The sequence below is a fragment of the Halosolutus sp. YCN4 genome, assembly GCF_059736495.1.
In genome coordinates this window covers 215,366-238,135 of the sequence record NZ_JCASSM010000001.1, presented here as the reverse complement: position 1 = coordinate 238,135, position 22,770 = coordinate 215,366, and the positions used below count along the sequence as shown (strand labels likewise).

The window sequence follows — 22,770 nt, the reverse complement described above, 5'->3', positions numbered from 1 at the left end:
ACCAACAGCCAATATGCAGACACTGTTAATAAAGATGGGTCTGGATGGCGTGTCGTTAAGTGCGTGGCCGACTACCGTCAGCAATACGCATACGTAGACCGCGGTCGACCGGCCCGGACCGGGCGGGGACCGGACGGATCGTCTACGACCACACTCATGACAGCAGACAATCCGCAGTACGGACCGGACAGGCAGGAGGAAGTGTACCGCCGCGGGATGCTCGAGGGGGAGCCCCCCGAGTTCCCCGTCGCCTACGAGGACCTCGTCGAGCGCGCCCGCGAGGAACTCGACGAGGAGGCGTTCGCGTACGTCGCGGGGGGCGCGGGCTCAGAATCGACCGTCGCGGCCAACGACCGAGCCTTCGACGAGTGGCAGATCGTCCCGCGGATGCTACGGGACGTCTCCGAGCGCGACCTGGGGGTCGAACTCTTCGGACAGGACATTCCCGCGCCCGTGATGCTGGCACCGATCGGCGTTCAGTCGATCCTCCACGACGAGGCGGAACTGGCGGTCGCGCGTGCCGCCGGCGACCTCGACGTCCCGATGATCTGTAGCTCCGTCTCCTCCTACACGATGGAGGAGGTCGCGGACGAACTCGGCGACGGGCCCGACTGGTTCCAGCTCTACTGGAGCGCCGATCGGGACGTCGCGGCGAGCTTCCTCGAGCGCGCGGAAGACGCGGGCTACGACGCCATCGTCGTCACGCTCGACACGCCGAAGATGGGGTGGCGCGAGCGAGACATCGAACTCGCCTACCTCCCCTTCCTCGCGGGCCAGGGCATCCGGAACTACTTCGAGGACGAGGCGTTCCTCGATCGGCTCGAGGCCGACAATCCCTGGGCCGACCCCGAAGCGTCGCTCGAATCGTTCATCGACTGTTTCGGCGACGCCTCGCTCACCTGGGACGACCTCGCGTTCCTGCGCGAGCACACGGACCTGCCGATCGTCCTCAAGGGCGTGCTCCACCCCGACGACGCCCGGAAGGCCGTCGAACACGGCATGGACGGCGTCGTCGTCTCGAACCACGGCGGGCGGCAGGTCGACGGCGCGATCCCGGCGCTCGAGGCGCTACCGGCGGTCGTCGACGAAGTCGGCGACGAGGCCACCGTGCTGTTCGACAGCGGCATCCGCCGCGGGAGCGACGTCTTCCGCGCGGTCGCGCTGGGTGCCGACGCCGTCCTGCTCGGGCGGCCATACGCCTTCGGCCTGGGCATCGGCGGCGAGGACGGCGTCCGTGCAGTCCTCGAGAACCTGCTCGCCGATCTCGACCTCACCGTCGGCCTCGCGGGCTGTGCGAGCATCGACGAGGTCGATCGATCGACGATCCGGAGGGCGGACTGATGGCCGACGGCGGGACCGAGAGCCGGGTTCGGCCGCCCGACCCGCCCGCTGACTCCGACGACTGGAAGGCCGTCTTCTGGGACATCGGCGGCGTCATCCTCGACCTCGAGTCCGTTCAGGCCGCCCACGCCGACTTCGTCGCCGACCTGCTCGAGCGCCACGAGGTCGACCGAACCATCGAGGAGGCGATCGACATCTGGCGCACGACCGTCGGCGACTACTTCCGCGAGCGCGACGGCACGGAGTTCCGGGCCGCTCGCGAGGGCTACCACCGGGGGATCGAGGCCATCGTCGGCGAGGAAGTGCCGATGGACGAGTGGAAACCGCCCTTCCGGGAGGCCGTCCGGGCGTCGATCGACCCCGTCCCCGGCGCGCCGGAGACGATCGAACGCCTCGCCGGGCGGGACCTCCACGTCGGCGTCATCAGCGACGTCGACGACGCCGAGGGCAAGGGAATGCTCGAGCACTTCGGGCTTCGCCGACACTTCGACTCGATCACCACCTCCGAGGAAGTCGGCCGCACCAAACCCCACCCCGCGATGTTCGAAACTGCGATCGAGAAAGCCGGGGTCACGCCCGAGCGATCGCTGATGATCGGCGATCGGTACGACCACGACGTCCGCGGTGCGGCCGAGATAGGCATACACGGCGTCGCGTTCGGGGCCGAGGACGGCCCGGCCGTCTCCTATCACATCGAGTCCCCGGAAGACGTGCTTGCGATCGTCGACGGGGAGCGCGATGAAGAAGCATAACGACTACAGCGGAATCGCCGCGACGTCACCCGACCCGCAGGCCGGACAGGCCCCCCGATCGTCTGACAGCGTCGTCCCGCACCGTCGGCACTCGTAGTGAACGGACGATGGATCGTCGTCGAGACGTCGCCCGATCGAGTCAGGCAATACGGAACTGATTTTCATTCGTGACCATCAGCCGAACGCGAACAGTTCTGCGGTAAGTGTTTTGTGATTATCGACATTTCATAGCATCATTTCTAGACATACGCACAACACGTCCCCGGTTAGACTAGTTAGTTCGACAAACGAGCATGTACGATCGATCCCGAACGCACCCTGCGCGTGAGGTGGAGGTATCAGCGATCTAGCCGCGAAACCGCGTCACGGGGTCGAGTTCGCTCTCGTCGACGTCCTCGAAGGCGTCGCGGGCGATCACGCGCTTGTGGACCCCGTCGGCTCCGTCGACGATCCGGAACGCCCGGACGTTCTCGTAGAAGTCCGCGAGCGGCAGGTCCTTGCCGATCCCGTCGCCACCGCAACACTGGATCGAGCGGTCGACCGCGTCCTGAACGACGTTCGCGGTGAACACCTTCGCCATCGAGATTGGAACGCGCGCCTCGTTCCCCGACGTGATCTCGCGGGCCGCGTGGCGAACCATCGTTCGGGCGGCGTGAAGTCGGGTTTCGGCCTCGGCGACGTCGTATCGCAGGCTCTGCGTCTCGGACAGTTTGCTTCCGAAGCCCTCGTGATCGTTCACATACGTCGTCGGGAACGGGACCGTCGCCGAGCCACTCCCGTTCGACCGGGATCACCACCTCGTCGACGAATTCGCGGACGTCGGCGGCTATCGTGATACTCTATAGCGCAGCCTGACTGAACATTGTAAAACGAGAATTCCGGCGTAACTATTTTCGTTAATCGGTACGAGGGTAGTATCGTACACACCCATGTCGATCGCGAACCGGACGCCGACGGAAACGGCCGTACCGGCCGACTGCACCGTCACGAGACGCAGGTGCGCGCCATGAGCGAGGACTACTATGAGCGACTCGTCGACGAGGACGCACTGACGGCCTACCTCGAAGACCACCTCGGATCGGTCGACGACTACGCGGTCGAACGCCACGAGGAAGGCCACTCGAACGAGACCCTGTACGTGACCTGGGGGGACCAGGACCTGGTCATCCGGCGACCGCCGCCGGGCGAGACCGCCGACACCGCTCACGACGTCCTCCGGGAGTACCGGGTGACGAACGCGCTCGTCGAGACGGACGTCCCCGTCCCCGAGCCGGTGCTGGCCTGCGAGGACCACGACGTCATCGGGAGCGACTTCTACGTGATGGAACAGGTCGAGGGTGACGTCCTCCGACTCGAAGAGCCCGGTCGGTTCGCCGACCCCGAATCCCGCGAGCGGATCGGCGAGGAACTGGTCGACACGCTGGCGGCGATCCACGACGTCGACTACGAGGCCGTCGGTCTCGGTGAGTTCGGGTATCCTGAGGGGTACACCGAGCGCCAGGTCGAGCGCTGGGGGCAGCAACTCATGTGGGCGTTCGACGTGACCGTCGAGGAGCGCGAGGTGCCGGCCCTCTACGAGGTCGGCTCGTGGCTCCAGGAGCACTGTCCCGAGGAGTACCCGCACACGCTCGTCCACGGCGATTATAAACTAGATAATGTCATGTATGGCCCCGACGAACCACCCGAGTTAGTCGGCGTCTTCGACTGGGAGATGGCCACCCTCGGCGACCCGCGCGCCGACCTCGGCTGGATGTTGTCCTACTGGCGGGATGCAAAAGATCCCGACCCCACCGTACCGGAACTCACCGCGACGTTCATGGAGCGGGAGGGGTATCCGACCCGCCGCGAACTGGTCGAGCGCTGGGAGACCGGGACAGGGTACGAGTTCGATCACGAGCGGTTCTACCGCACGCTCGCGGTCTACAAACTCGCGGCGCTCGGGGAGATGTTCTACCGGCGCTACCTCGAGGGCAACAGCGACGATCCCATGTACCCGAAGATGGAGGATCGGGTCCCCGCGCTGGCCGATCGGGCGACGCGGATCATCGAGGGCGACGAACCGCTGTAACGATCCGTCGATCGGCCCATCCTACCGACTGATCGGTACGAGATTACCGACGTTCGATACAGTCCCGTTCTAGAATACGGCCTAGGCTATTCTCCCACTAATACCTTAACATTGGTAATAAACGTCCGATGGTATTAAGACGATACCGGACGACGTGACGATCATGTCATACGAGACCATCGATCGCGTCGCGGTGCTCGGCGCGGGCAACATGGGACACGGGATCACCGAAGTGGCCGCGATGGCCGGCTACGACGTCACGATGCGGGATATCGAGGACGAGTTGGTCGAGGAGGGCTACGAGGGGATCGCCTGGAGCCTCGAGAAACTCACGGAGAAGGATCGACTCGACGAACCGGCCGAGGAGATTCTCGATCGGATCGACACCACGACCGATCTCGAAACGGCCGTCGAAGACGCGGACCTCGTAATCGAGGCCGCGCCCGAGAACCTCGAACTGAAACACGATATCTTCGCCGATCTGGAGGCGTACACGGACGAGGACGCGCTCCTCGCGACCAACACGTCGAGCCTGCCGATCACGGACATCGCCGAAGTCGTCGACACTCCCGAGCGCGTACTCGGTCTCCACTTCTTCAACCCGCCGGTGAAGATGGACCTCGTGGAGGTCATCTACGGCGCGGAGACCGCGGACGAGGCCGCCGAGGCCGGCTACGAGTGGGTCGAGTCGATCGACAAGACGCCGATCTACGTCCGCAAGGACGTCCGCGGCTTCGTCGTGAACACGATCGTCGGCCCGTTCGGCGGCGAACCCGCCTGGATGGTCTCGGAGGGCGACGCGACGATCCGGCAGGCCGACGCCGCGATGGTCCACCAGCGCGGCTACCCGATGGGGCCGTTCGAACTCGCCGACATGACGGGTATCGACATCGGCTACCACGTTCGCAAGGAGGCCGGCGACGACGTGCCGCCGATCGTCGAGGAGAAAGTCGAGAACGAGAACCTCGGCCGCAAGACCGGGAGGGGTTACTACGACTACGAAGATGGCGACGGCCCCGACTACGAACCCGGTGACGGGGAGGGCTTCGACACGCTCCAGGTCGAAGCCCGCATGGTCAACCGCGCCGCGTACCTCGTCGGCGAGGGCGTCGCCACCCCCGAGGCCGTCGACACCGGCGTCCAGCTGGGACTCGGCTTCCCCGAGGGGATCTGCCGCCGAGGCGATAAGCTCGGCCTCGACATCGTCCTCGAGAAACTGGAGACGCGTCTCGAGGAGACCGGCCACGATCGGTTCGAGCCGCACCCGTATCTCGAGGAACTCGTCGAAGCGGGCAAGACCGGGGAGGACGCGGGCGAGGGCTTCTACGAGTACGACGACGGCGACGGCGCGCTGGAGGGGTATCACCACCTGAACGCGACGATCGAGGATCGCGTCCTCGAGGTCGAACTCGATCGCCCCTCCCGGATGAACGCGCTCTCCGCGGATCTCCTCGGGGAGATCGACGACCTGTTCTCCGCGGTCGACGTCGACGAGATCCGCTGTGCGACGATCGAGGGGGCCGGCGACCGCGCGTTCAGCGCCGGCGCGGACATTACGGGCTTCGGGTCGCTCGACCCGACCGACGCGATGGACGTCACGCCCGCCTTCGAGACTGTCAACGACTTCCCGCGGCCGGTCGTCGCGAAGATCGACGGCTACTGCCTCGGGGCCGGCCTCGAACTCGCGCTGGCCTGCGACCTGCGACTCGCGACCGATCGGTCCGCCTTCGGCGCGCCCGAGATCGGCCTCGGACTGATCCCCGGCGGCGGCGGCACCCAGCGCCTGATGCGCGTCCTCGGGGAGACCCGGGCCAAGGAACTGGTCTTCCGCGGGAACCACATCGACGCCGATCGCGCCGAGAACTGGGGGCTGATCAACCGGGCCGTCGATCGCGACGACTTCGACGACGTGGTCGACGAGTTCGTCGACGACCTGCGCAACGGGCCGCCGATCGGCCTCGAGGTCGCCAAGAAGGTGATGAACGAGGGCGAGGACGCCAGCCTCGAGGCGGCGCTCGCGATGGAGAGCCAGGGATTCGGCATCCTGATCGGTACCGACGACGTGATGGAGGGAACCGCCGCGTTCGCCGAGGACCGCGAACCGGAGTTCGAGGGGCAGTGAAATGAGCGAGGAGACGCTGTCGTTCGACGACCTGGAGATCGGCCACGAGGTCGTCACCCACTCGCGGACGATCACGGAGGCGGACGTGCGAAACTACGCGGGCGTCAGCGGCGATTTCAACCCGCTCCACCTGAGCGATCGGTTCACCGCCGAGGAGACGCCGTTCGGGGAGCCGATCGCACACGGGGCCCTGCTGTTCGGCATCGCCAGCGGCCTGCTGTGGCAACACCGCCACGAGCGACCGGACACGATCGCGTTCTACGGCGTGGACGGCCTGCGCTTTACGACCCCCGTCACGATGGGGACGACGGTACACGCGGAATCGGAACTGATCGAGAAGGAGCCGCGGGACCACCCCGTCGCGAACGGCGTCGCCCGGTTCGAGACGCGCCTGGTGACCGACGAGGACGAGACCGCGCTCTCGTGTGAGATGCTGACGCTCGTGCGCTAGCACGGCGACGCGAGCGGCGGCGATCGATCGCCGACCGTCTCGGCCGGTTACCGGTCGCCGTGTGCTTCCCCGAGGTCCTCGTAGATCCGGGGGTCGGTCCGGAACTTGAGCACGTTGTGGACCGCCGAGTTCCGGATGTTCGCGATGACGTCGCCGTACTCCTTGTAGCAGTCGTGGATCCACTTCGAGACCTGCTGGCGATCGCGGAACATCATCACCGTCTTCCACTGGTACTCGCCGTCCGAGAGGAAGAAAAAGAGGGTGTGCTTGTCCTGCCGGATGTGTTCCATCGCGTCGTACCAGCTCTCGGCGAAGTGTTCGGTGTTGAACTTGAACTCGAACAGCGCGAAGATGTAGTACTCCTCGTTGGGGATGATCGCCTCCCGGAAAACGCCCTCGTCGCGCATGCGACGGATCGACTCGCTGACCGTCACGTGCGAGACGTCGATGTCGTAGTCGTCTTTCAGCACGCTCGTCAACTCGCGAGACGAGAGTTGCGGGTCCGCCGCGAGTTCACAGAGGATCGCGATGTCCCGATCCTTGAAGTCCCAGTCCGGCGCTTCGTCCCTGGTCATCGTCTGTGAATTCGTTGGTTCCATCGTTTATGTGTTCGGATCGGACAGGAACGCCGCGAGTCGATCGGCGTAGGCGGCCGAGCGATCCTCGGGCACCCAGTGGTAGGCGTCCGACAGCGGTTCGATTTCGGTCTCCGCGACGTCCTCGGCCAGTCGCTCGGCGTACGCGAACGGCTGCATCACGTCGTCCTCGCCCCACAGCAACAGCGTCTCGGCCGTGATCGCCCCGTATTCGATCTCGGTCGTGTGGTTCGTGTTCGTCGCGACGGCGTTCCGAACGAGCGAGCGGTGTCCCTCGTCGGTCAGCCACGGCGCCTTCATCCCCTCGACGAACTCGGGATCTGCCTCGCCGTAGGCACCGTCGACGAACGCCGAGTCGAGGCGCGCCTCGAGTTCGTCGCGCTCTACGTCGGCGGTCGACGGCAGCCCGAGATTCGAGACGAACTCGACGGGCCAGGAGTCGTAACAGACGGCGTTCGAAAGCACTAGCCGATCGACCCTGTCGGGGTTGTGTGCCGCGAAACGGAGTGCGACCCCGCCGCCGATGTCGTGTGCGACCAGCGCGACCCGGTCGATATCGAGGTCCTCGAGCAGGCCTTCGAGCATCGCCTCTTGGGCGCGGATCGATCGATCGAAGCCGTCGTGCATCGCGGAGTTGCCGTAGCCGAGCAGGTCGGGGGCGATCGTCCGCCGCTCGTCGGCGATCGCCGGGACGATATCGCGCCAGAGGAACGACCAGGTCGGGATGCCGTGGAGGAAGACGACCGGCGGTTCGTCGCCAGCGTCCGCCTCGGTCCCGCCGGCCGATTCGCTCGCGGCGTCCGGACCGTCCTCGTGGTAGGCGACCGACAGATCGTGTCCGTCGACCGTGACGGCCGCCGTCTCCTGCCCGTCGCTCCAGGTTTCGTGGTCGGTCATAGTAGCTGGTCGGCGATGATGTTCTTCTGGATCTCGCTGGTGCCCTCGTAGATTTTCGTGATGCGGGCGTCCCGGTAGTAGCGCTCGACGGGGTGATCGGAGACGTAACCCGCGCCGCCGTGGACCTGGATCGCCTCGTCGGCGACGTCGACCGCGTGCTCGCTGGCGAACAGTTTCGCCATCGAGGCGAACTTCGCGGCCACCTTGTCGTCGCCGTCCATCGCGTGGGTCGCGGCGCGGTAGGTGAGCGATCGGGCGGCCTCGACGGTCGTCGCCATCTCGGCCAGTTTGTGCTGGATCGCCTGGAACTCCGCGATCGGCTGGTCGAACTGCTCGCGCTCCCGGGCGTACGCGAGGGCCGCGTCGAGCGCGGCCTGGGCGGTCCCGACCGCCTGTGCGGCCACGCTGACTCGGCCGGCGGCGAAGAAGTCCATCAGCTGGTAGAAGCCCGCGTTCTCGGTGCCGACGACGTTCTCCGCGGGGACGCGGACGTCGTCGAGGATCAGTTCCGCGAGGTCCGAGGCGCGGATGCCGAGTTTGTTGTCGATCTTCTCGGCGCTGAAGCCGTCGAGATCCGTCGGGACGAGGAAGGCGGTGATCCCCTCGTGGCCCGCGCCCGGGTCCGTCTTGGCCATCACGACGGCGACGTCGGCGATCGTTCCGTTCGTGATCCACATCTTGGTCCCGTTGAGGACGTACTCGTCACCATCCTGCTCTGCGCGGGTTTCCATCCCGGCGACGTTCGACCCGTGGGCCGGTTCGCTGATCGCGCTCGCACACGCGGCCTCGCCGTCGGCGATCTTCGGGAGCCACTCGTCTTTCATCCACTCGTCGCCGAACCGCTCGATCATCGTCGAGCCGAAGCCGCGACTGCTGATCGCGCTCCCGATACCGGGATCTGCCCGCCACAGTTCCTCGGTGACGACGACGCTCGAGAGTAAATCCATGCCCGCACCGCCGTACTCGACCGGAATACCGGTCGCGACCAGGTCCATCTCCGCCGCCTGCTGGACGAGGTCGTGGGGATACTCGCGGTTCTCGTCGTGTTCGCGTGCGACCGGTTCGATCTCCGCTTCGCCGAATTCCCTGACGGTTCGACGGATCGCCCGCTGTTCCTCCGATAACTGGAACGACATACTCACACTCCAATTTCCAAGATGAAGTAATTTTGGGGGAGAGCTACAACTGTTAACCAGAATGCGTTAGAGCAGTATCGATGGAAGGAGTAGCGGACTGTCCCGTGTTGTCGTCTTTCACGGATCGGCTCGCCCCGTCAATCGTCGTCCTCCGACGACAACCCCGCCAGCGACTCTTCCCCGATCTCTTCGAGGACGCGCTCGTGGAACGCCTGCAGGGCCGCGCTCTCGTCCTCCGCGAGAACGACGTCGCTGGCAGAGAGCGTCGCCAGGCCGAACGCCCGCGGCGTCGGCGAGTCCAGCAGGTGGCGCTCGATCGCGATCTCGCCCGCGTCGATCGCCGCGACGACGTCCTCGATCGCGTCGACGTTGAGTTTGTCCTCTAAGATTTCGCGGTAGGTCTCCTCGATCACGGCGAACTCCTCGAGATCCTCGGCGAAGCCCAGCAGCATCTCGCTGGAGACCTGCTGTTCGCTGGCGGACTTCTCGTACCCCTTGTACCGCTTGAGGATCATCAGCGATCGCGTCGCGTTGATCCGGAAGTATCGCTGGAGCAGGTCGGTGTCGGCGATGGCCGCACGGAGGTCCGAACGCACCTGCTCGGGGTCGAGATCGTCGACGATGCCCTCGATGTCGACTTTGCGGTTCAGCGGCATCGAGAGGACGAAACCGTTGTCCGCGACCGCCACCCGGACGTTCGCGGTCGCCTCCTGGGCGCAGCGATACGCGAGCAGGCGGGAGAGGCCGTCGTTGAACTTGCGGCCGTACGCCGAGTGGACGTAGTAGTGACGCTCGTACTCCTCGCGATCGCGCTCGACCTCGATCGCGAGCCGATCGGGCGTGCTCACGCTCTCGGCCCCGGCGAAGCGCACCTGGTGGTCGAACAGGCGGGCGATCGCGCGCACGCTGTCGTCGTCGAGCGGGAACTCCCGGAGCCACGCGCGGACCCGCGGCGGACCGCCCGCGTCGTAGCGCTCGAGCAGGTCAGCTTGGAAGGCGAGGATCTCCCGCCCCAGATCGTACGAGAGCGGAAGCCGCTCGGAGTACCACGACGGAACCGTGGGACGGGCGCTGGTCCGATCGACGTACACCTTCGAGCCGCGCCGGTAGCGGTACTCGAAGTGATCGCCGCCGAGGACGAAGACGTCGCCCTTCTCCAGGGTGTCGAGGTAGTTCTCGTCGAGCTGGCCGACCCACTCGTCGCTCGCGCGGGTGTGGACGTCGCAGGTAAAGGAGTCGGGAATCGTCCCGATGTTGGTCATGTAGATCACCCGCGCCAGCCGACCGCGCTTGCCGATCAGCGGTTCGCCCACGGGGTACTCCTCGTGGTGGTGCTGGCCGTCTGGCGGGTCGTTCTCGTCGCGCCAGACCTTCGCGTAGACGTTTCGGTCCTCCAGCCCGGCGTACTCCGCGGTGAGATACCGCATCAGTTGCTCGTACTCCGCGTCCGAGAAGTTCCGGTAGGGATAGGCCCGCCGGAGGATCGATTTCGCCTCGGACTCGGGCCTGATCTCGGCGATCGCCATCCCGTAGACGTGCTGGGCGGCGACGTCCTGGGCGTTCTCGGGGATCGACACCGAGTCGACGAACCCCTCCTCGGCCTTCTGCAGCATGACCGCACACTCGAGCAGTTCGTCCCGATCGAGCGCGATCACGCGGCCGGTGACGGTCTGGCCGACCCGGTGACCCGCCCGGCCGATCCGCTGGAGCAGGGCCGCGACGGACTTTGGGGAGCCGACCTGCACGACGAGGTCGACGTGGGGCATGTCGATCCCCAGTTCGAGCGAGGTCGAGGAGGTCACGACGTCCAGGTCCCCCTCCTTCAGTCGCCCCTCGACGTCCTGGCGGACGTCCTTCGAGAGGCTGCCGTGGTGACAGGCGGAGTTGCCCTCGTCGTAGGCGTCGAACCGCTCGCGGAGGTTGTGCAGGACCCGTTCCGCACCCGATCGGGTGTTGGTAAAGACGAGGGTATTGGTGTGGTCCTGCACGTGCTCGTGGAGGCTCCGGTAGAACCGCTCCTGGACGACCTCGCGGGACGTGTTGATCAGGTCGTCGGTCGGACACTCGAGTTCGATGTCGAACTCGCGGGCGAAGCGGGCGTCGACGATCTCGTAGTCTCGCGGTTCACCGTCTGCTCGCGGGTCTTCGACCCGCTCGCGTGGTTCGAGGGACGCGACGCGTCCCTCGCTACTCGACTCTTCGGAGGCCCGAGGGGCCTCGCTCTCCCGCGACGGTCCGTCGGGGTCCTCGCGGCCGACGAGGAACTCGGCCACCTCCGAGAGGGGTTCGATCGTCGCCGAACAGCCGATCCGCGTGATCTCGCGCTCGGCCATCGCCTCGAGTCGCTCGAGACTCACCGACAGGTGGGTGCCCCGCTTGCCGTCGGCCAGCGAGTGGATCTCGTCGACGATGACGTACTCGACGGTACGGAGTTTCTCGCGGAACTTCGGCGAATTCAGCAGGATCGCGAGCGTCTCCGGCGTCGTGTTGAGGATGTGGGGCGTCTCCTCGAGCATCTGCTGGCGATCGCTCGAGTCCGTGTCGCCGTGGCGGATGGCGTGACGGATCTCGCCCATCTCGTCGCCGTCTCGCGGGCCCTGCCCGCTCGCTTCTTCCGCGGCGGGTGGCGCCGCACCCTCCTCGACGATCGACTCGATCCCCGCGAGCGGGATCTCGAGGTTCCGGTGGATGTCGTTGGCGAGGGACTTGAGCGGCGAGACGTACAGGCAGTAGACCGAATTCTCCAGGCCGTCTTCCGAGTCCCGATCGCGTTTGTAGAGTTCGTTGATGATCGAGAGAAACGACGACATCGTCTTGCCCGATCCGGTCGGCGCACAGATCAGCGTGTTCGTCCCCGCGTGGATCTTCGGGATCGCCCCCTGCTGTGGCGGCGTGAAGAACCCGTCGTTTTCGGGGACGAACTCGCCGAACTCCTCGAGCCACCACTGCTGGACCGCAGGTTCTAGCAGGTCGAAGACGTCCCGGTCCTCGATCGTGACCGCCGCGGGATCGAACGGGAGGGCGTCGTCGGCGATCGGCAAGTCGAGGGACTTGGACCCAGCCATCATCGTCGTCTGCGGGACCGGTATGTAAGAGGGTTTGGCTACCGGAGCGAAAGTGAACGCTAGAACTCGGTGACGACTTCCACGCCGCGTGTCTCGTAATCTGTCATCGCCGCGAGTCGATCGGTCACGTCTTCGAGTGGGACCTCGCGCGTGACGAGCCGATTCGGTTCGAGTCGGCCCGCATCGATCATTCGCAGAAGTTCGTCGTAACGGGAGGGTGGCATCCCGCGCGAGCCGACGACCGTGACGTCCCAGCGAGTGATCTCGTCGATCGGGAGCGGGACCTTGCCGCGCTCGGCGTCGGTCGTCAGGCCGAGTTGAACGTGCGTCCCCCGGATCCCGAGACAGGCGAGGCTGTTCCGGCACGTCTCGGCGCGACCGAGCGCGTCGACGGAGACGTGGGCCCCGCCGTCCGTGACCGCCTCGATTTCTGCAGGGACGTCCGCGCAGTCTGACGCGTCGATCGTCGCGTCGGCACCCAGATCGGTCGCCATCGCGAGCGGCTCCTCGCGCACGTCGACCGCGACGACGGTCCCGCCGAGGGCCGTCGCGATCTGGACCGCGGCCAGTCCGAGGCCGCCACAGCCGTGGACGGCGACCCAGTCGCCGCCGGCGAGGTCGACGCGGTGAGCGAGCGCGTGAAACGCGGTCACGTACCGACAGCCGAGCGCGGCGGCCGCCGTCGACGAAACGTCGGCCGGGAGCCGGGTCAGGTTGAACGCCGCGTGTGGGACGTGGACCTGCTCGGCGAACGCGCCGGGGACGCTGGATTCGAATCCGAGCGCGTAGCCGTCCTCGCAAACGTTTCCGTGGCCGGTCCGGCACTGGGGACAGCTCCCGTCGCCGAGATTGAACGGGATCGCCACCCGATCGCCGACCGCGAGTCGATCCACCCGGTCGCCGACCCGGGCCACCCGACCGGCGGGTTCGTGACCGAGGATCTGTCCGATCGGCACCTGGTCGTCGGCCCACTCGCCGTGGCCCTGCCAGGCGTGCCAGTCGCTCCGACAGATGCCGCACGCCTCGACGTCCACGACGACGCCGTGTGGAGCGGGGTCGGGCGGATCGACGTCCTCGATCGAGAGCGGTTCGCCGTACTCCTCGAGCACTGCAGCGCGCATATCGTCGGTATCGTTCGCCGCCGAGTTAACAGATCCGACACCAATTTCGCGCGCGACACTGCCTTTCCGAGAGGTCACGCTTATCGGACCGGCCGTCCGAGAGGCCCGTATGCGCGTCACCTTTCTCGGAACTGGCAGCGCGATGCCGACCGGCGAGCGGTTCCAGACGGGGATCCTGGTACAGGAGGACGGCCGATCGCTCCTGATCGACTGCGGGTCGGGCGTGCTCCACCGCCTCCAGCAGTCCGGCGTCGGCTACGAGAACGTCTCGACTGTCCTGCTCACGCACCACCACCTCGATCACGTCGCGGACCTGCTCCCGATGATGAAAGCCCGGTGGCTGGCCGGCGAGGACCACCTCGAGGTCGTCGGCCCGCAGGGGACCAAGGCGCTGGCCGACGACCTCCTCTCGGTTCACGAGTACATGCAGGACAAACTCGACCTGCAGGTCCGCGAGGTCGTCCCCGGCGAGTTCTCGGTGGCGGGGTTCGACGTCTCGGCCTACGAGACGCGCCACTCGCTGCCCTGTCTCGCCTACCGGTTCGACGATCGGTTCACGTTCAGCGGCGACAGCGAGGCCTTCGCCGGCCTGGCCAACTTCGCCGAGGGCTCTGCGATCCTCGCCCACGACTGCTCGTTTCCAGACGACGTCGACGTCTCGAATCACCCCACGCCGGAGACGCTCGGCCGAGCACTCTCCGGTCGGGAGATCGGCCGGGTCTACCTGACCCACCTCTATCCCCACACCGACGATCGCCACGAGGAGATGCTCGAGTCGATCGGAGCCCACTACGACGGCGACGTCCGGTTCGCGGAGGACCTCACGACTGTCTCGATCGAGTGATCGTGGACCGGCCGCCGATCTCGATCGGATCGGCTCTCGACTGGTGAGAATGTGCTACACTCACCCGAGCAGTGGTGTTATTCTGACCGGAACAGGAACCCGTCACGGTCGAGCGCCGACGATTGCGCGGCTCAAGGGCCCCTAGCCTCGAATTCGATCGCGTCCCGGCCCGGTCAAAACACGATCTGTTAGTATTATCCTACCAACATCTATATCACCGGGCGTTTAGTAGGATCGTAACAACAGATGATACTACCTTCCAGGTGCGGACCACCCGGAGGTGTCGGACGATGAGCCTTCCCGATCGCATCGCGAACCTGATCACGACGCACTCCGCGATCGTCCTCGCCGCGCTCGTGCTGACGACCGCGCTGGTCGGGGCGGGTGCGCCGATGGTCGACGACGAGTCGTCGCTCGACCAGTACGAGAGCGACTCGCCCGAGGGTGAGGCCCTCGAATACGCGGACGAGAACTTCTCGACCGACGATCAGGAGAACACGACGACGGTACAGGTGATCGTCAGGGGCGACGACGTCCTCACGAAGGACTCGCTGCTCTCGTCGCTCGAATTCCAGCAGGAACTCCGGGACGACGAGTCGATCAATTCGACGCTGGTCGACGACGAGGCGATCGTCGGCGTCGAGAACCTCGTCGCGACGACCGCGATCCGCGAGGAGCAGGGCGAGAACCTCTCCGAGCGCGGCGCCGAACTCGAGAACCGCAGCGCGGAACTCAACGAGACGGCAGCGGAACTCGAACAGCGATCGGCCGAACTCAACGAGACCGCCGACGGCCTCGAGGCGTCACTGAACCGGACCGTCGGGATCGAGACGGAGTACGCGGAACTGAACGCCTCCTACGAGGCCGGCGAACTCTCCGACGAGGAGTACGAACAGCGAGCGGCCGAGTACGAAGCCCAGTTCGACGCGGTGTACGAGAACGCGACCGCCGACCTCGACGACGAGCAGGCGGCCCAGTTCGCCGCGGCCATGTCGAACGCGCGGGAGATCCAGTCGTCGCTCGTCGAACTCGAGCGAGCGAACGAAGCCGGCGACGTCTCCGACGAGGAGTACGAAGCGCGATCGAGCGAACTCGAAGGCCAACTCGAGGACGTCTACCTCCAGGGCACGCAGGGTGTCCTCGAGGACGAGTACGCGCAACTCGAGGAGGACAACGAGCAGCTCGAGGAAGACTTCGAGCAACTCGAGGAGGACAGCGAACGGCTCGAGGAAGACCGCGAGGAACTCGAGGAAGCCGGCCAGCCGCCGCTTTCCGACCAGATCGAGAAACTCGAATCGATGGACCAGTCCGAGTACGAGGAGACGCTCACGAGCGTCCTCTCGGACGACGGCGGCCAGGGCAACGATCTGGCCCTGCGCCTGATGCCGACGTCCTACGATCCGGGTTCGACCGAGGCGGACGCCCGGATGCTGTTCGTGACGCAGTCGACCGCGGACGGGGATTTCCAGGGCCCGGGATCGGTCGACGAGCGGATCACCGACAGCCAGCTCGAACTTCGCGAACTCGCGGACGATCGCGACCAGGAGATGCTCGTCTTCGGCTCGGGGGTCATCACGGACGAGATCGATCGATCGATGGGCGACAGCCTGGCGATCGTCTCGCCGCTCGCCCTGCTGTTCGTCGTCGTCGCGCTGTTGATCGCCTACCGCGATCCGCTCGACATCGTCCTCGGCGTCGCGGGCATCGGAGCGGTGCTGATCTGGACGTTCGGCTTCATGGGCTGGGCGGATATCGCGTTCAACCAGATGTTCGTCGCCATCCCGGTGCTCCTGATCGGGCTGTCGATCGACTACGCGATCCACGTCTTCATGCGGCATCGGGAGCAACGCGAGGCCGGGGACGTCGGCCCGACGGACGTGCGCGGATCGATGTCCGTCGCCCTCGCCGGCGTCGGCGTCGCGCTCGTCTGGGTGACGGCGACGACCGTCATCGGCTTCCTCTCGAACCTCGTCAGCCCGATCGGTCCGATCCGCGAGTTCGGCATCGTGAGCGCGTTCGGCATCCTCGCGGCGATGATCGTCTTCGGCGCGATGATCCCCGCGGCGAAGGTCGAGATCGACTCGCGACTCGAGGCGCGCGGGATCGATCGGCGCAAGCGCGCGTTCGGCACCGGCGGCGGCCGACTCGCCGACGTGCTCTCGGCGGGTGCGGTCATCGCCCGGAAGGCCCCGCTCGTGGTCCTCGTCGTTACCCTGGTGGTGACCGCGGGTGGCGTCTACGGCGCGACCCAGGTCGACACCAGCTTCGACCAGGACGACTTCCTCGCGGACAGCCCGCCCGCCTGGACCCAGGACCTGCCGGAACCGTTCAAGCCCGGCGAGTACAGCGCGAAGTCCGACCTCGAGTACGTCAACGAGAACTTCCTGCGCCAGGACGCCCAGGCGCAACTGCTCGTCAGAGGTGACGTCGCCGACGACGAGACGCTCGAACGGGTGGCCGACGCCGAGGACGACGCTGCCGACAGCGACGTGGCGCACGAACTGGCGAGCGGCGAGGCCGACGTGCGCAGTCCGCTGTCGGTAATGGAATCGGTCGCGGCCGAGAACGAGTCCTTCAACGAGTCGTTCCACGCGGCGGATACCGACGGTGACGACGTCCCCGACGAGAACGTCGAAGCGCTGTACGACGAACTCTACGAGATCGACGACGAGGCCGCGAGCGACGTGCTCTACCGCTCGGACGGCGAATACGAGGCCGCCCGACTGGTCGTCTCGATCGAGGGCGACGCCTCGTCCGCGGAAACGACCGAGGGAATGCGCGCCATCGCGGCGGACTTCGAGGACGGCGACGATCGCTGGTCCGTGGTGGCGACCGGCGATCCGATCGTCAACCACGTCGTCGAGCAGGACCTCCTCGATACGGTGCTCGAGAGCCTGCTGATCACGCTCGTGGCCGTGTTCGTCTTCCTCACGGTCGCGTACTGGCTGACCGGCAACAGCGCGACGCTGGGTGCCGTGACCCTGCTCCCGGTCGCGCTCGCGGTCAGCTGGATCCTCGGGACGATGTACCTGATCGGGATGCCCTTTAATGTCCTGACGGGGATGATCACCAGCCTGACGATCGGCCTCGGCGTCGCCTACAGCATCCACGTCAGTGCCCGGTACACGCTCGAACTCGAGCGCCAGAACTCGGTCTGGGACGCCATGCACACCACGGTGACGGGCACCGGCGGCGCGCTCCTCGGGAGCGCGGCGACCACCGTCGGCGGGTTCGGCGTCCTCGCGTTCGCCATCCTCCCCGTGCTCGAGCAGTTCGGGATCATCACGGCGCTGACGATCATCTACGCGTTCGTCGCGAGCGTGCTCGTCCTGCCGACCCTGCTCGTCCTCTGGACGCGCTATTTCGGCCCCGACGTCCCGTTCGAGGCGCCCTCGCCCGCGAGTACGCGAGCCGCGAGCGACGGCGGCCGCCCCGACGATGGGGGTGACGAGCAGTGAGCGGCGACGAAGCCGACGCACTCGAGGCCTTCGAGCGCCTCGGCCTCACGAGCTACGAGGCGAAGGTCTTCATCGGCCTGCACCGCATCGGCTCGGGGACGGCCCGAGACGTCGCCCGGGTCGTCGACGTCCCGCGATCGCAGGTGTACGGCGTCGCCGAAACCCTCGAGGAGCGGGGACTGCTCGAGGTCCAGCAATCGAACCCCATCCGCTACCGGCCGGTGAGCGTCGACGAGGCCCGTGAGATCCTGCGCGATCGGTTCGAGACCGAACAGGAGCGAGCCTTCGAGTACGTCGAGGACGTCCGCACGGAGCCGACCGGCGAGGAGGAACAGGAGGACATCTGGACGGTCCGGGGGAGCGACCGGGTCGACGACCGCGTCGTCGACCTCCTCTCGGGTGCCGACCGGCGGATCGTCTTCGGCACGCGCCTGCCGGAACTGCTCACCGACGACATCGAGGCGGCACTCGAAGAGCGCGGCGCGGCGGGCGTCGACGTCCTCGGCATCAGCTGGACCGATGGGGTCCGCGATCGACTCCACACACTCGAGGGCGTCGACGTCTTCAAACCGCCCGAGCACCGGCGAGGCGACGATCGATCGGGCCGGGTCGTCATCGTCGACGACGACGCCGTCCTGCTCTCGGTCGTCGACGACGACGGGAGCGAAACCGCGATCTGGAGTTCCGGATCGCTGTTCGCGTCCGTGCTGGTCCAGCTAATTCAGGTGGACGAGCGGACGCTGCTGGAGTCGCGGTAACCGGGATCGGCGCTTGCCGATCGATCTGGAACCTCGCCTCTCAGTCGAGTCGATCGACCCGGAACCCTACCTCTCAGTCGAGGCGGTATCGCAACAGTGCCGCGATTCCCCCGAGGTTCGACAGTTGCTGGCCGGGCGGGAACTCGCTCGAGAAGACCGTCACCTCGCCGCCTTTCTGTTCCGTCGTGCGGACGACGTCGTCGACGTCGATCTCCCACTCGCCGTCCGGGCCGCGCTCCTTCCGGAGTCGATCGTCGAGGATCAGCAGCCGCTCGATCGCGCCGAACTCCGCGGCCCGCTGGACTTCCTCGGGGCCGTAGGCCGCCTTCGCACCCTGGGCGATGCGCTCCGTGAGTTCGTCGATGTACTCGGCCTCGCGCTCAATCCGGGTCTCCTGCTGGACGTCGGCGACCGCGCCGCGCTTGAGGACCTCGTGGACGCCCCGATCGCCGACGCTCGCCGTGTCGACCATCGTCACGTCCTCGGCGACGTCGGGCTCGTTGTCCTCGAGGTATTTGTACGCGTCCTGTTTCGTGAATCCGGGTCCCGCCAGGATGATCGCATCGGCGTCCTGGCGCTTCAGGACGTCGCCGAGTTCGGAGAACAGTTCCGATCGATCGCGGGCGTACTCGCCTTTCCCCGTGGGACCGGTGATGGTCGCTCGCTCCTCGGTGCCGTACTGGGCGACCGTGTGGACGTGGGCCTGCCCCTCCTCGACGGTCGCGATCGCGACGTCGGGGTTCTCGGTCGCCTCCTCGGCCTCCTCCAGGCGGGCCTCCTGGTCCGGTTTGAAGTACTTCTCGATCGAGAGCTCGTCGCGCTCCTCGACGTTCAGGGTGTGGTGAAAGCCGAGTTGATCCTCGCGGGAACAGGCGACGATCTCGCCGCCGACCCGCAGGCGGTTGGCGAACTTGTGGAATTCGACGTCCTCGACCGCGATCGCGACCCACATGTGCTCGCGCTCCCCGCCGGTGTCGCGCATCTGGTCGTCGTTGCGCTGGATCCGGCGGGTCGTATCGCCCGCGACGCGATCGCCGGGTTCGAGGACGTACTGGAGGTGCCAGAGGTCGTCGACGCTCTCGGGGACGACGGTGACCCGCTCGCGCCCGCCCTCGACCTGTTCCCGGTCTTTGATCTGCATGCCCGTGCGTTCTCGGGGTGCGGGTAAGTGGTCTGCGATCCCCTCGCGATCGGTCCTGGCGGTCAGGCGATCCCGTTCCGGGAGCCACCGTCCTGCCGTCGATCGGTTCGTATCGGTCTGCCCGTTGGCGCGGGTGGGAATATCCACCATAGTAAGGGTCCAGTGGTATCCCCGTGGCGAGCCTATCTCCTGTATGAAGCTCGCACACGTGACGCTCCTCGAAGACTTCGGAAACCGATCGCTCACCGTCCACGGTATCATGGTCCTCGCGTTCGCAAACGCGATCCTGGCGGGCCTGTTCGTCGCGGGCCAGGTAGGCCTCGTCTCGTTCGTCGCCCTGCTCAACTTCACCGCGGGGCTGTGGGTCGCACACTCGATCCACTCCCTCGGGAACGGCGTCAGCGGCGACGACGACTACGCCGGCGTCCTGAACGAACTGTTCGACACCGAGACCGGCGACGCGGACGACGGGCTCGACACCGGCCGCTTCGGTCGCCTGCTCGGGCTGATCTCGGCCGTGACCGGGGTGTCGCTGTTGACCTCGGCACAGGTCCTCTCGGGGCCGATACTCTCGATCGCCGTCGTCGCCGTCGGGGCGATCGCCGTCGTGACCGCGATCGTCGGCTTCCTGATCGCGCTCGGCGCGTCCTACGACGAGAGCCAGCAGCGGTGGGTCGACAGACAGGAGGCGAACGCGAACGCGAACGCGGACGCCGACGTAGACGTCGACACGGTCGACTGAGAACGAGCGGGGACGGAACGACGGACCCGCTGGCTCACTCCTCGGCGATTCGGCTTCCGCCCGGTGGCATGAAGTGCTGGATCCGGTCCGGGCTGGCGATCTTGCGGACGAACGACTCGTCCTCGAACCGCTCGCGGAAGCGCCGGTAGATTCGCTTCGCCGCGTCTCCCTGCGCGTACCGGCCCGGTTCGATCTCGATCGTCGTCTCGGCCTGTCCCTCGATCGCCGACGGCGGGCCGCCGATCACGCGCGTCCACGGCTCACACTGGATGCCGACCGCGACGCCGACCGGCGTGTCGTCGTAGTAGGTCCGATCGCCGCGCACCGCGAAGCCGCCTTTCTCGAGGTACTCGCCGCTCTCGGGGGTCTTCGAGACCTGATCCGAGTCGACGGCGTAGACGTCGCCCGCGTAGCGGCCGTCCTTCCAGACCGACGAGTAGGAGACGGCGAACTGGGCGGCCTCCTCGATGCTCGACTCGGGAATCTCGATGTTACCCGACGAGGCCTCGCTCGGGTCCGTCGCCTTGAGGACGGTGACGGGACCGCCGTGGGCCTGCGTGTGAAGCACTTTGTCGCCGCGTTCGAGGTACTTCTTCACCAGTTCCTCGTTCTGGTCGGCGTTTCGTCCGCCGATGACGAGGAAGTCGTCGCTCGTGTAGAACCATCGGAACCGATCGTACCAGGGTTCGTTCTCCCGGATCGGGACGGACGACAGGGAGAGCCAGTCCCGGTCCTCGTCCGCCTCCTCGTCCTCGCCCTCGTCGGGCGCGCCGTCCTCGGCTTCCCACCGTTCCTGGCGGCGCTTGACCGCCTCCAGGTCCTCCCGGGTGTCCTCGATCGCCGCCAGCGCGCCCTCTTTTTTCTCCTCGATCCGTTTGGCCTCGGTGTAGAGGCGATCGGCGTTCTGCTCGACGCCGTCGTGGGCGAGCAGGTCGATCCGCTCGCCGTCGATTTCGACCGTGACCATCCCCTCGCTGCCGTCGACGTCGACGACCGCCTCGGCGGCCTCGATGCCCCGGTCGGCCCCTTCCGCGAACCGTTCCTCGATTTCGTCCCACGATCGATCCTGGGCGCGGGCTTCCTGGATCGTCGAGAGGATGTCGTCGACGAGGCCGTAGTTGGCGTAGAGCAACTCGGCGTTCTCCCGCTGTGCCTCGGCCTGCCGTTCGAACCCCTCGATCGCGCCCTCCTGTTGCTCGATGATCCGCTGGTGCTTGGCGATCTCGGCCTCGAAGTCGGGCTTCTGGTCGGCCGGGTCGGGTTCGTCCTCGTCCTCGAGCGTGAGTTCGAAGAAGTAGTCGTCCAGCCCCGCGAGGAAGCTGTCGGTCGGCTCGGCGAGCAGTTCCTGCCGCTCGTGCTCTTCTAAGGGGAACGGCGTGACGTCGACGACCGGCCCCTCGGTGTCGTCCTCGTCGTCGTCGGACGGTTCGCGGTAGAGTCGCGGGTCGAAGTTCCCGTTGCGGATGTCCAGTGCGAGCCGTTCGATCGCCTCGTACACCCGCCGGTAGTCGTCCTCGGTCGCGTAGTCGATGTCGAGCCCTTTCTCGACGCCGGCGCGGGTGCAGAGTTCCTCCGCGTAGAGGCCGCCGAAGTTCAACTGGGTCGCGAGCGTCCGGACGACGTCCGTGTCGGAGTCGTCCATCTCGCGATCGAACGCCTCGCGAGAGACCGTCAGCGGGTTCGTCCGCGTGTCGGGGAACTCGTAGCGAGAGCCGGGGACTACGGTGCGAGACTTGAGCCGGACGGTCTCGAGGCAGTCGATCACCTCGTACTCGCCGTCGGTGACGGCGACGTTGCCCTGACCGAACAGTTCGACGATGATTCGGGTCGTCCCGTCCTCGCGCTCGAAGACGAACTCGAGGATGCGATCGAACTCGTACTGTTCGACTCCCGCGAAGTCCGCCCCGGAGAGCCGATTGCGGAGCATCATCGCGAACTGCGGCGGTCTGCCGGGGGCGTCCGGTACACGCTCGGGCGAGACGGTGTGGGCGCGCTTGACCTCGCCCACCTCGAGCAGCAGTTCCAGCCGGCCCCGATCGAAGTCCCGCATCTTGAGCCGGACCAGATCGTCGCCGTAGAGATAGGCCTTGTCGACCTTCGCGCCCTCGTAGGTGCCCAGTTCCTGGACGAGGGCGGCGAGGTCGACGCTCGTGAGTTCCCGCTTGGGATCCATACCGCACACTCCCCGGCGCGGTCAAAAAGACGTGTCGCTCCGCTTCGTACGCGCCGACCGTCGATCGTTCCGACAGTATAATCCGAACTCGCCCGTTTTGAACGC

General features: G+C 66.5%; 16 protein-coding genes and 1 pseudogene. 9 read left to right on the top strand and 8 right to left on the bottom strand.

The features are described 5' to 3' along the window. Positions 1–156: 156 nt before the first annotated feature. Both AC6I6X_RS01175 and AC6I6X_RS01170 read left to right on the top strand, forming a co-directional pair. A complete protein-coding gene (locus tag AC6I6X_RS01175; protein WP_497928688.1) occupies positions 157–1,341 on the top strand; it encodes a lactate 2-monooxygenase in 1,185 nt (394 codons plus the stop codon). Continuing rightward, complete coding sequence (locus AC6I6X_RS01170; RefSeq protein ID WP_497928687.1) at positions 1,341–2,093, top strand: HAD family hydrolase; 753 nt, start codon at positions 1,341–1,343, stop codon at positions 2,091–2,093. Before AC6I6X_RS01175 ends, AC6I6X_RS01170 begins: the two co-directional genes overlap by 1 nt. A 346-nt stretch (positions 2,094–2,439) precedes the next feature. On the opposite strand, the pseudogene AC6I6X_RS01165 reads toward AC6I6X_RS01170, so the two are convergent. Further along, positions 2,440–2,826, bottom strand: a pseudogene (locus AC6I6X_RS01165) (acyl-CoA dehydrogenase family protein); the annotation flags it as partial. A gap of 273 nt (positions 2,827–3,099) precedes the next feature. Between AC6I6X_RS01165 and AC6I6X_RS01160 the strand changes: the two are divergent. The 3 genes from AC6I6X_RS01160 to AC6I6X_RS01150 all read left to right on the top strand — a co-directional run bounded on the left by AC6I6X_RS01160 (position 3,100) and on the right by AC6I6X_RS01150 (position 6,734). Further along, positions 3,100–4,161: a phosphotransferase family protein gene (locus AC6I6X_RS01160; protein ID WP_497928686.1), complete on the top strand. Its 1,062-nt coding sequence runs from the start codon at positions 3,100–3,102 to the stop codon at positions 4,159–4,161. Between the two features lie 163 nt (positions 4,162–4,324). After that, positions 4,325–6,283, top strand: a complete 1,959-nt coding sequence (locus tag AC6I6X_RS01155; RefSeq protein WP_497928685.1) for a 3-hydroxyacyl-CoA dehydrogenase/enoyl-CoA hydratase family protein — start codon at positions 4,325–4,327, stop codon at positions 6,281–6,283. Position 6,284: 1 nt separating this feature from the next. Beyond that, entirely contained in the window at positions 6,285–6,734 is a 450-nt protein-coding gene (locus tag AC6I6X_RS01150; RefSeq protein WP_497928684.1) for a MaoC/PaaZ C-terminal domain-containing protein, read from the top strand. A 47-nt stretch (positions 6,735–6,781) separates the two neighbouring features. Here the strand turns inward: AC6I6X_RS01150 and AC6I6X_RS01145 are convergent, their stop codons facing one another. The 5 genes from AC6I6X_RS01145 to AC6I6X_RS01125 form a co-directional block, all read right to left on the bottom strand. Next, on the bottom strand, positions 6,782–7,309 hold the full coding sequence (locus AC6I6X_RS01145) for an Lrp/AsnC family transcriptional regulator (protein ID WP_497928683.1): 528 nt from the start codon (positions 7,307–7,309) through the stop codon (positions 6,782–6,784). Positions 7,310–7,336: 27 nt separating this feature from the next. Further along, on the bottom strand, positions 7,337–8,227 hold the full coding sequence (locus AC6I6X_RS01140; protein ID WP_497928682.1) for an alpha/beta fold hydrolase: 891 nt from the start codon (positions 8,225–8,227) through the stop codon (positions 7,337–7,339). Then, positions 8,224–9,363: an acyl-CoA dehydrogenase family protein gene (locus tag AC6I6X_RS01135; protein WP_497928681.1), complete on the bottom strand. Its 1,140-nt coding sequence runs from the start codon at positions 9,361–9,363 to the stop codon at positions 8,224–8,226. Before AC6I6X_RS01135 ends, AC6I6X_RS01140 begins: the two co-directional genes overlap by 4 nt. Positions 9,364–9,500: 137 nt before the next feature. Next, positions 9,501–12,428: an ATP-dependent helicase gene (locus AC6I6X_RS01130; protein WP_497928680.1), complete on the bottom strand. Its 2,928-nt coding sequence runs from the start codon at positions 12,426–12,428 to the stop codon at positions 9,501–9,503. A 59-nt stretch (positions 12,429–12,487) separates the two neighbouring features. Beyond that, positions 12,488–13,549 carry a zinc-dependent alcohol dehydrogenase family protein gene (locus tag AC6I6X_RS01125; protein WP_497928679.1) on the bottom strand — a complete coding sequence of 354 codons (1,062 nt, stop codon included), beginning with the start codon at positions 13,547–13,549 and terminating at the stop codon, positions 12,488–12,490. Between the two features lie 109 nt (positions 13,550–13,658). Between AC6I6X_RS01125 and AC6I6X_RS01120 the strand changes: the two genes are divergently transcribed. From AC6I6X_RS01120 to AC6I6X_RS01110, 3 genes are all read left to right on the top strand, one after another. After that, positions 13,659–14,393 carry an MBL fold metallo-hydrolase gene (locus AC6I6X_RS01120; RefSeq protein WP_497928678.1) on the top strand — a complete coding sequence of 245 codons (735 nt, stop codon included), beginning with the start codon at positions 13,659–13,661 and terminating at the stop codon, positions 14,391–14,393. A 290-nt stretch (positions 14,394–14,683) separates the two neighbouring features. Then, complete coding sequence (locus AC6I6X_RS01115; protein ID WP_497928677.1) at positions 14,684–17,851, top strand: MMPL family transporter; 3,168 nt, start codon at positions 14,684–14,686, stop codon at positions 17,849–17,851. Then, a complete protein-coding gene (locus AC6I6X_RS01110) occupies positions 17,848–18,609 on the top strand; it encodes a TrmB family transcriptional regulator (protein ID WP_497928676.1) in 762 nt (253 codons plus the stop codon). The genes AC6I6X_RS01115 and AC6I6X_RS01110 overlap by 4 nt, the downstream gene beginning before the upstream one ends. A 73-nt stretch (positions 18,610–18,682) precedes the next feature. Here the strand turns inward: AC6I6X_RS01110 and AC6I6X_RS01105 are convergent, their stop codons facing one another. Then, the gene (locus AC6I6X_RS01105) at positions 18,683–19,750 is read right to left on the bottom strand and encodes an mRNA surveillance protein pelota (protein WP_497929629.1); all 1,068 of its coding nucleotides are present in this window, start codon (positions 19,748–19,750) and stop codon (positions 18,683–18,685) included. A gap of 193 nt (positions 19,751–19,943) precedes the next feature. Here AC6I6X_RS01105 and AC6I6X_RS01100 point away from each other — a divergent pair, with 193 nt between their 5' ends. Further along, positions 19,944–20,492, top strand: a complete 549-nt coding sequence (locus AC6I6X_RS01100; protein ID WP_497928675.1) for a hypothetical protein — start codon at positions 19,944–19,946, stop codon at positions 20,490–20,492. A gap of 34 nt (positions 20,493–20,526) precedes the next feature. On the opposite strand, the gene rqcH is transcribed toward AC6I6X_RS01100, so the two are convergent. Continuing rightward, on the bottom strand, positions 20,527–22,665 hold the full coding sequence (rqcH, locus tag AC6I6X_RS01095; RefSeq protein WP_497928674.1) for a ribosome rescue protein RqcH: 2,139 nt from the start codon (positions 22,663–22,665) through the stop codon (positions 20,527–20,529). Positions 22,666–22,770: the final 105 nt, after the last annotated feature.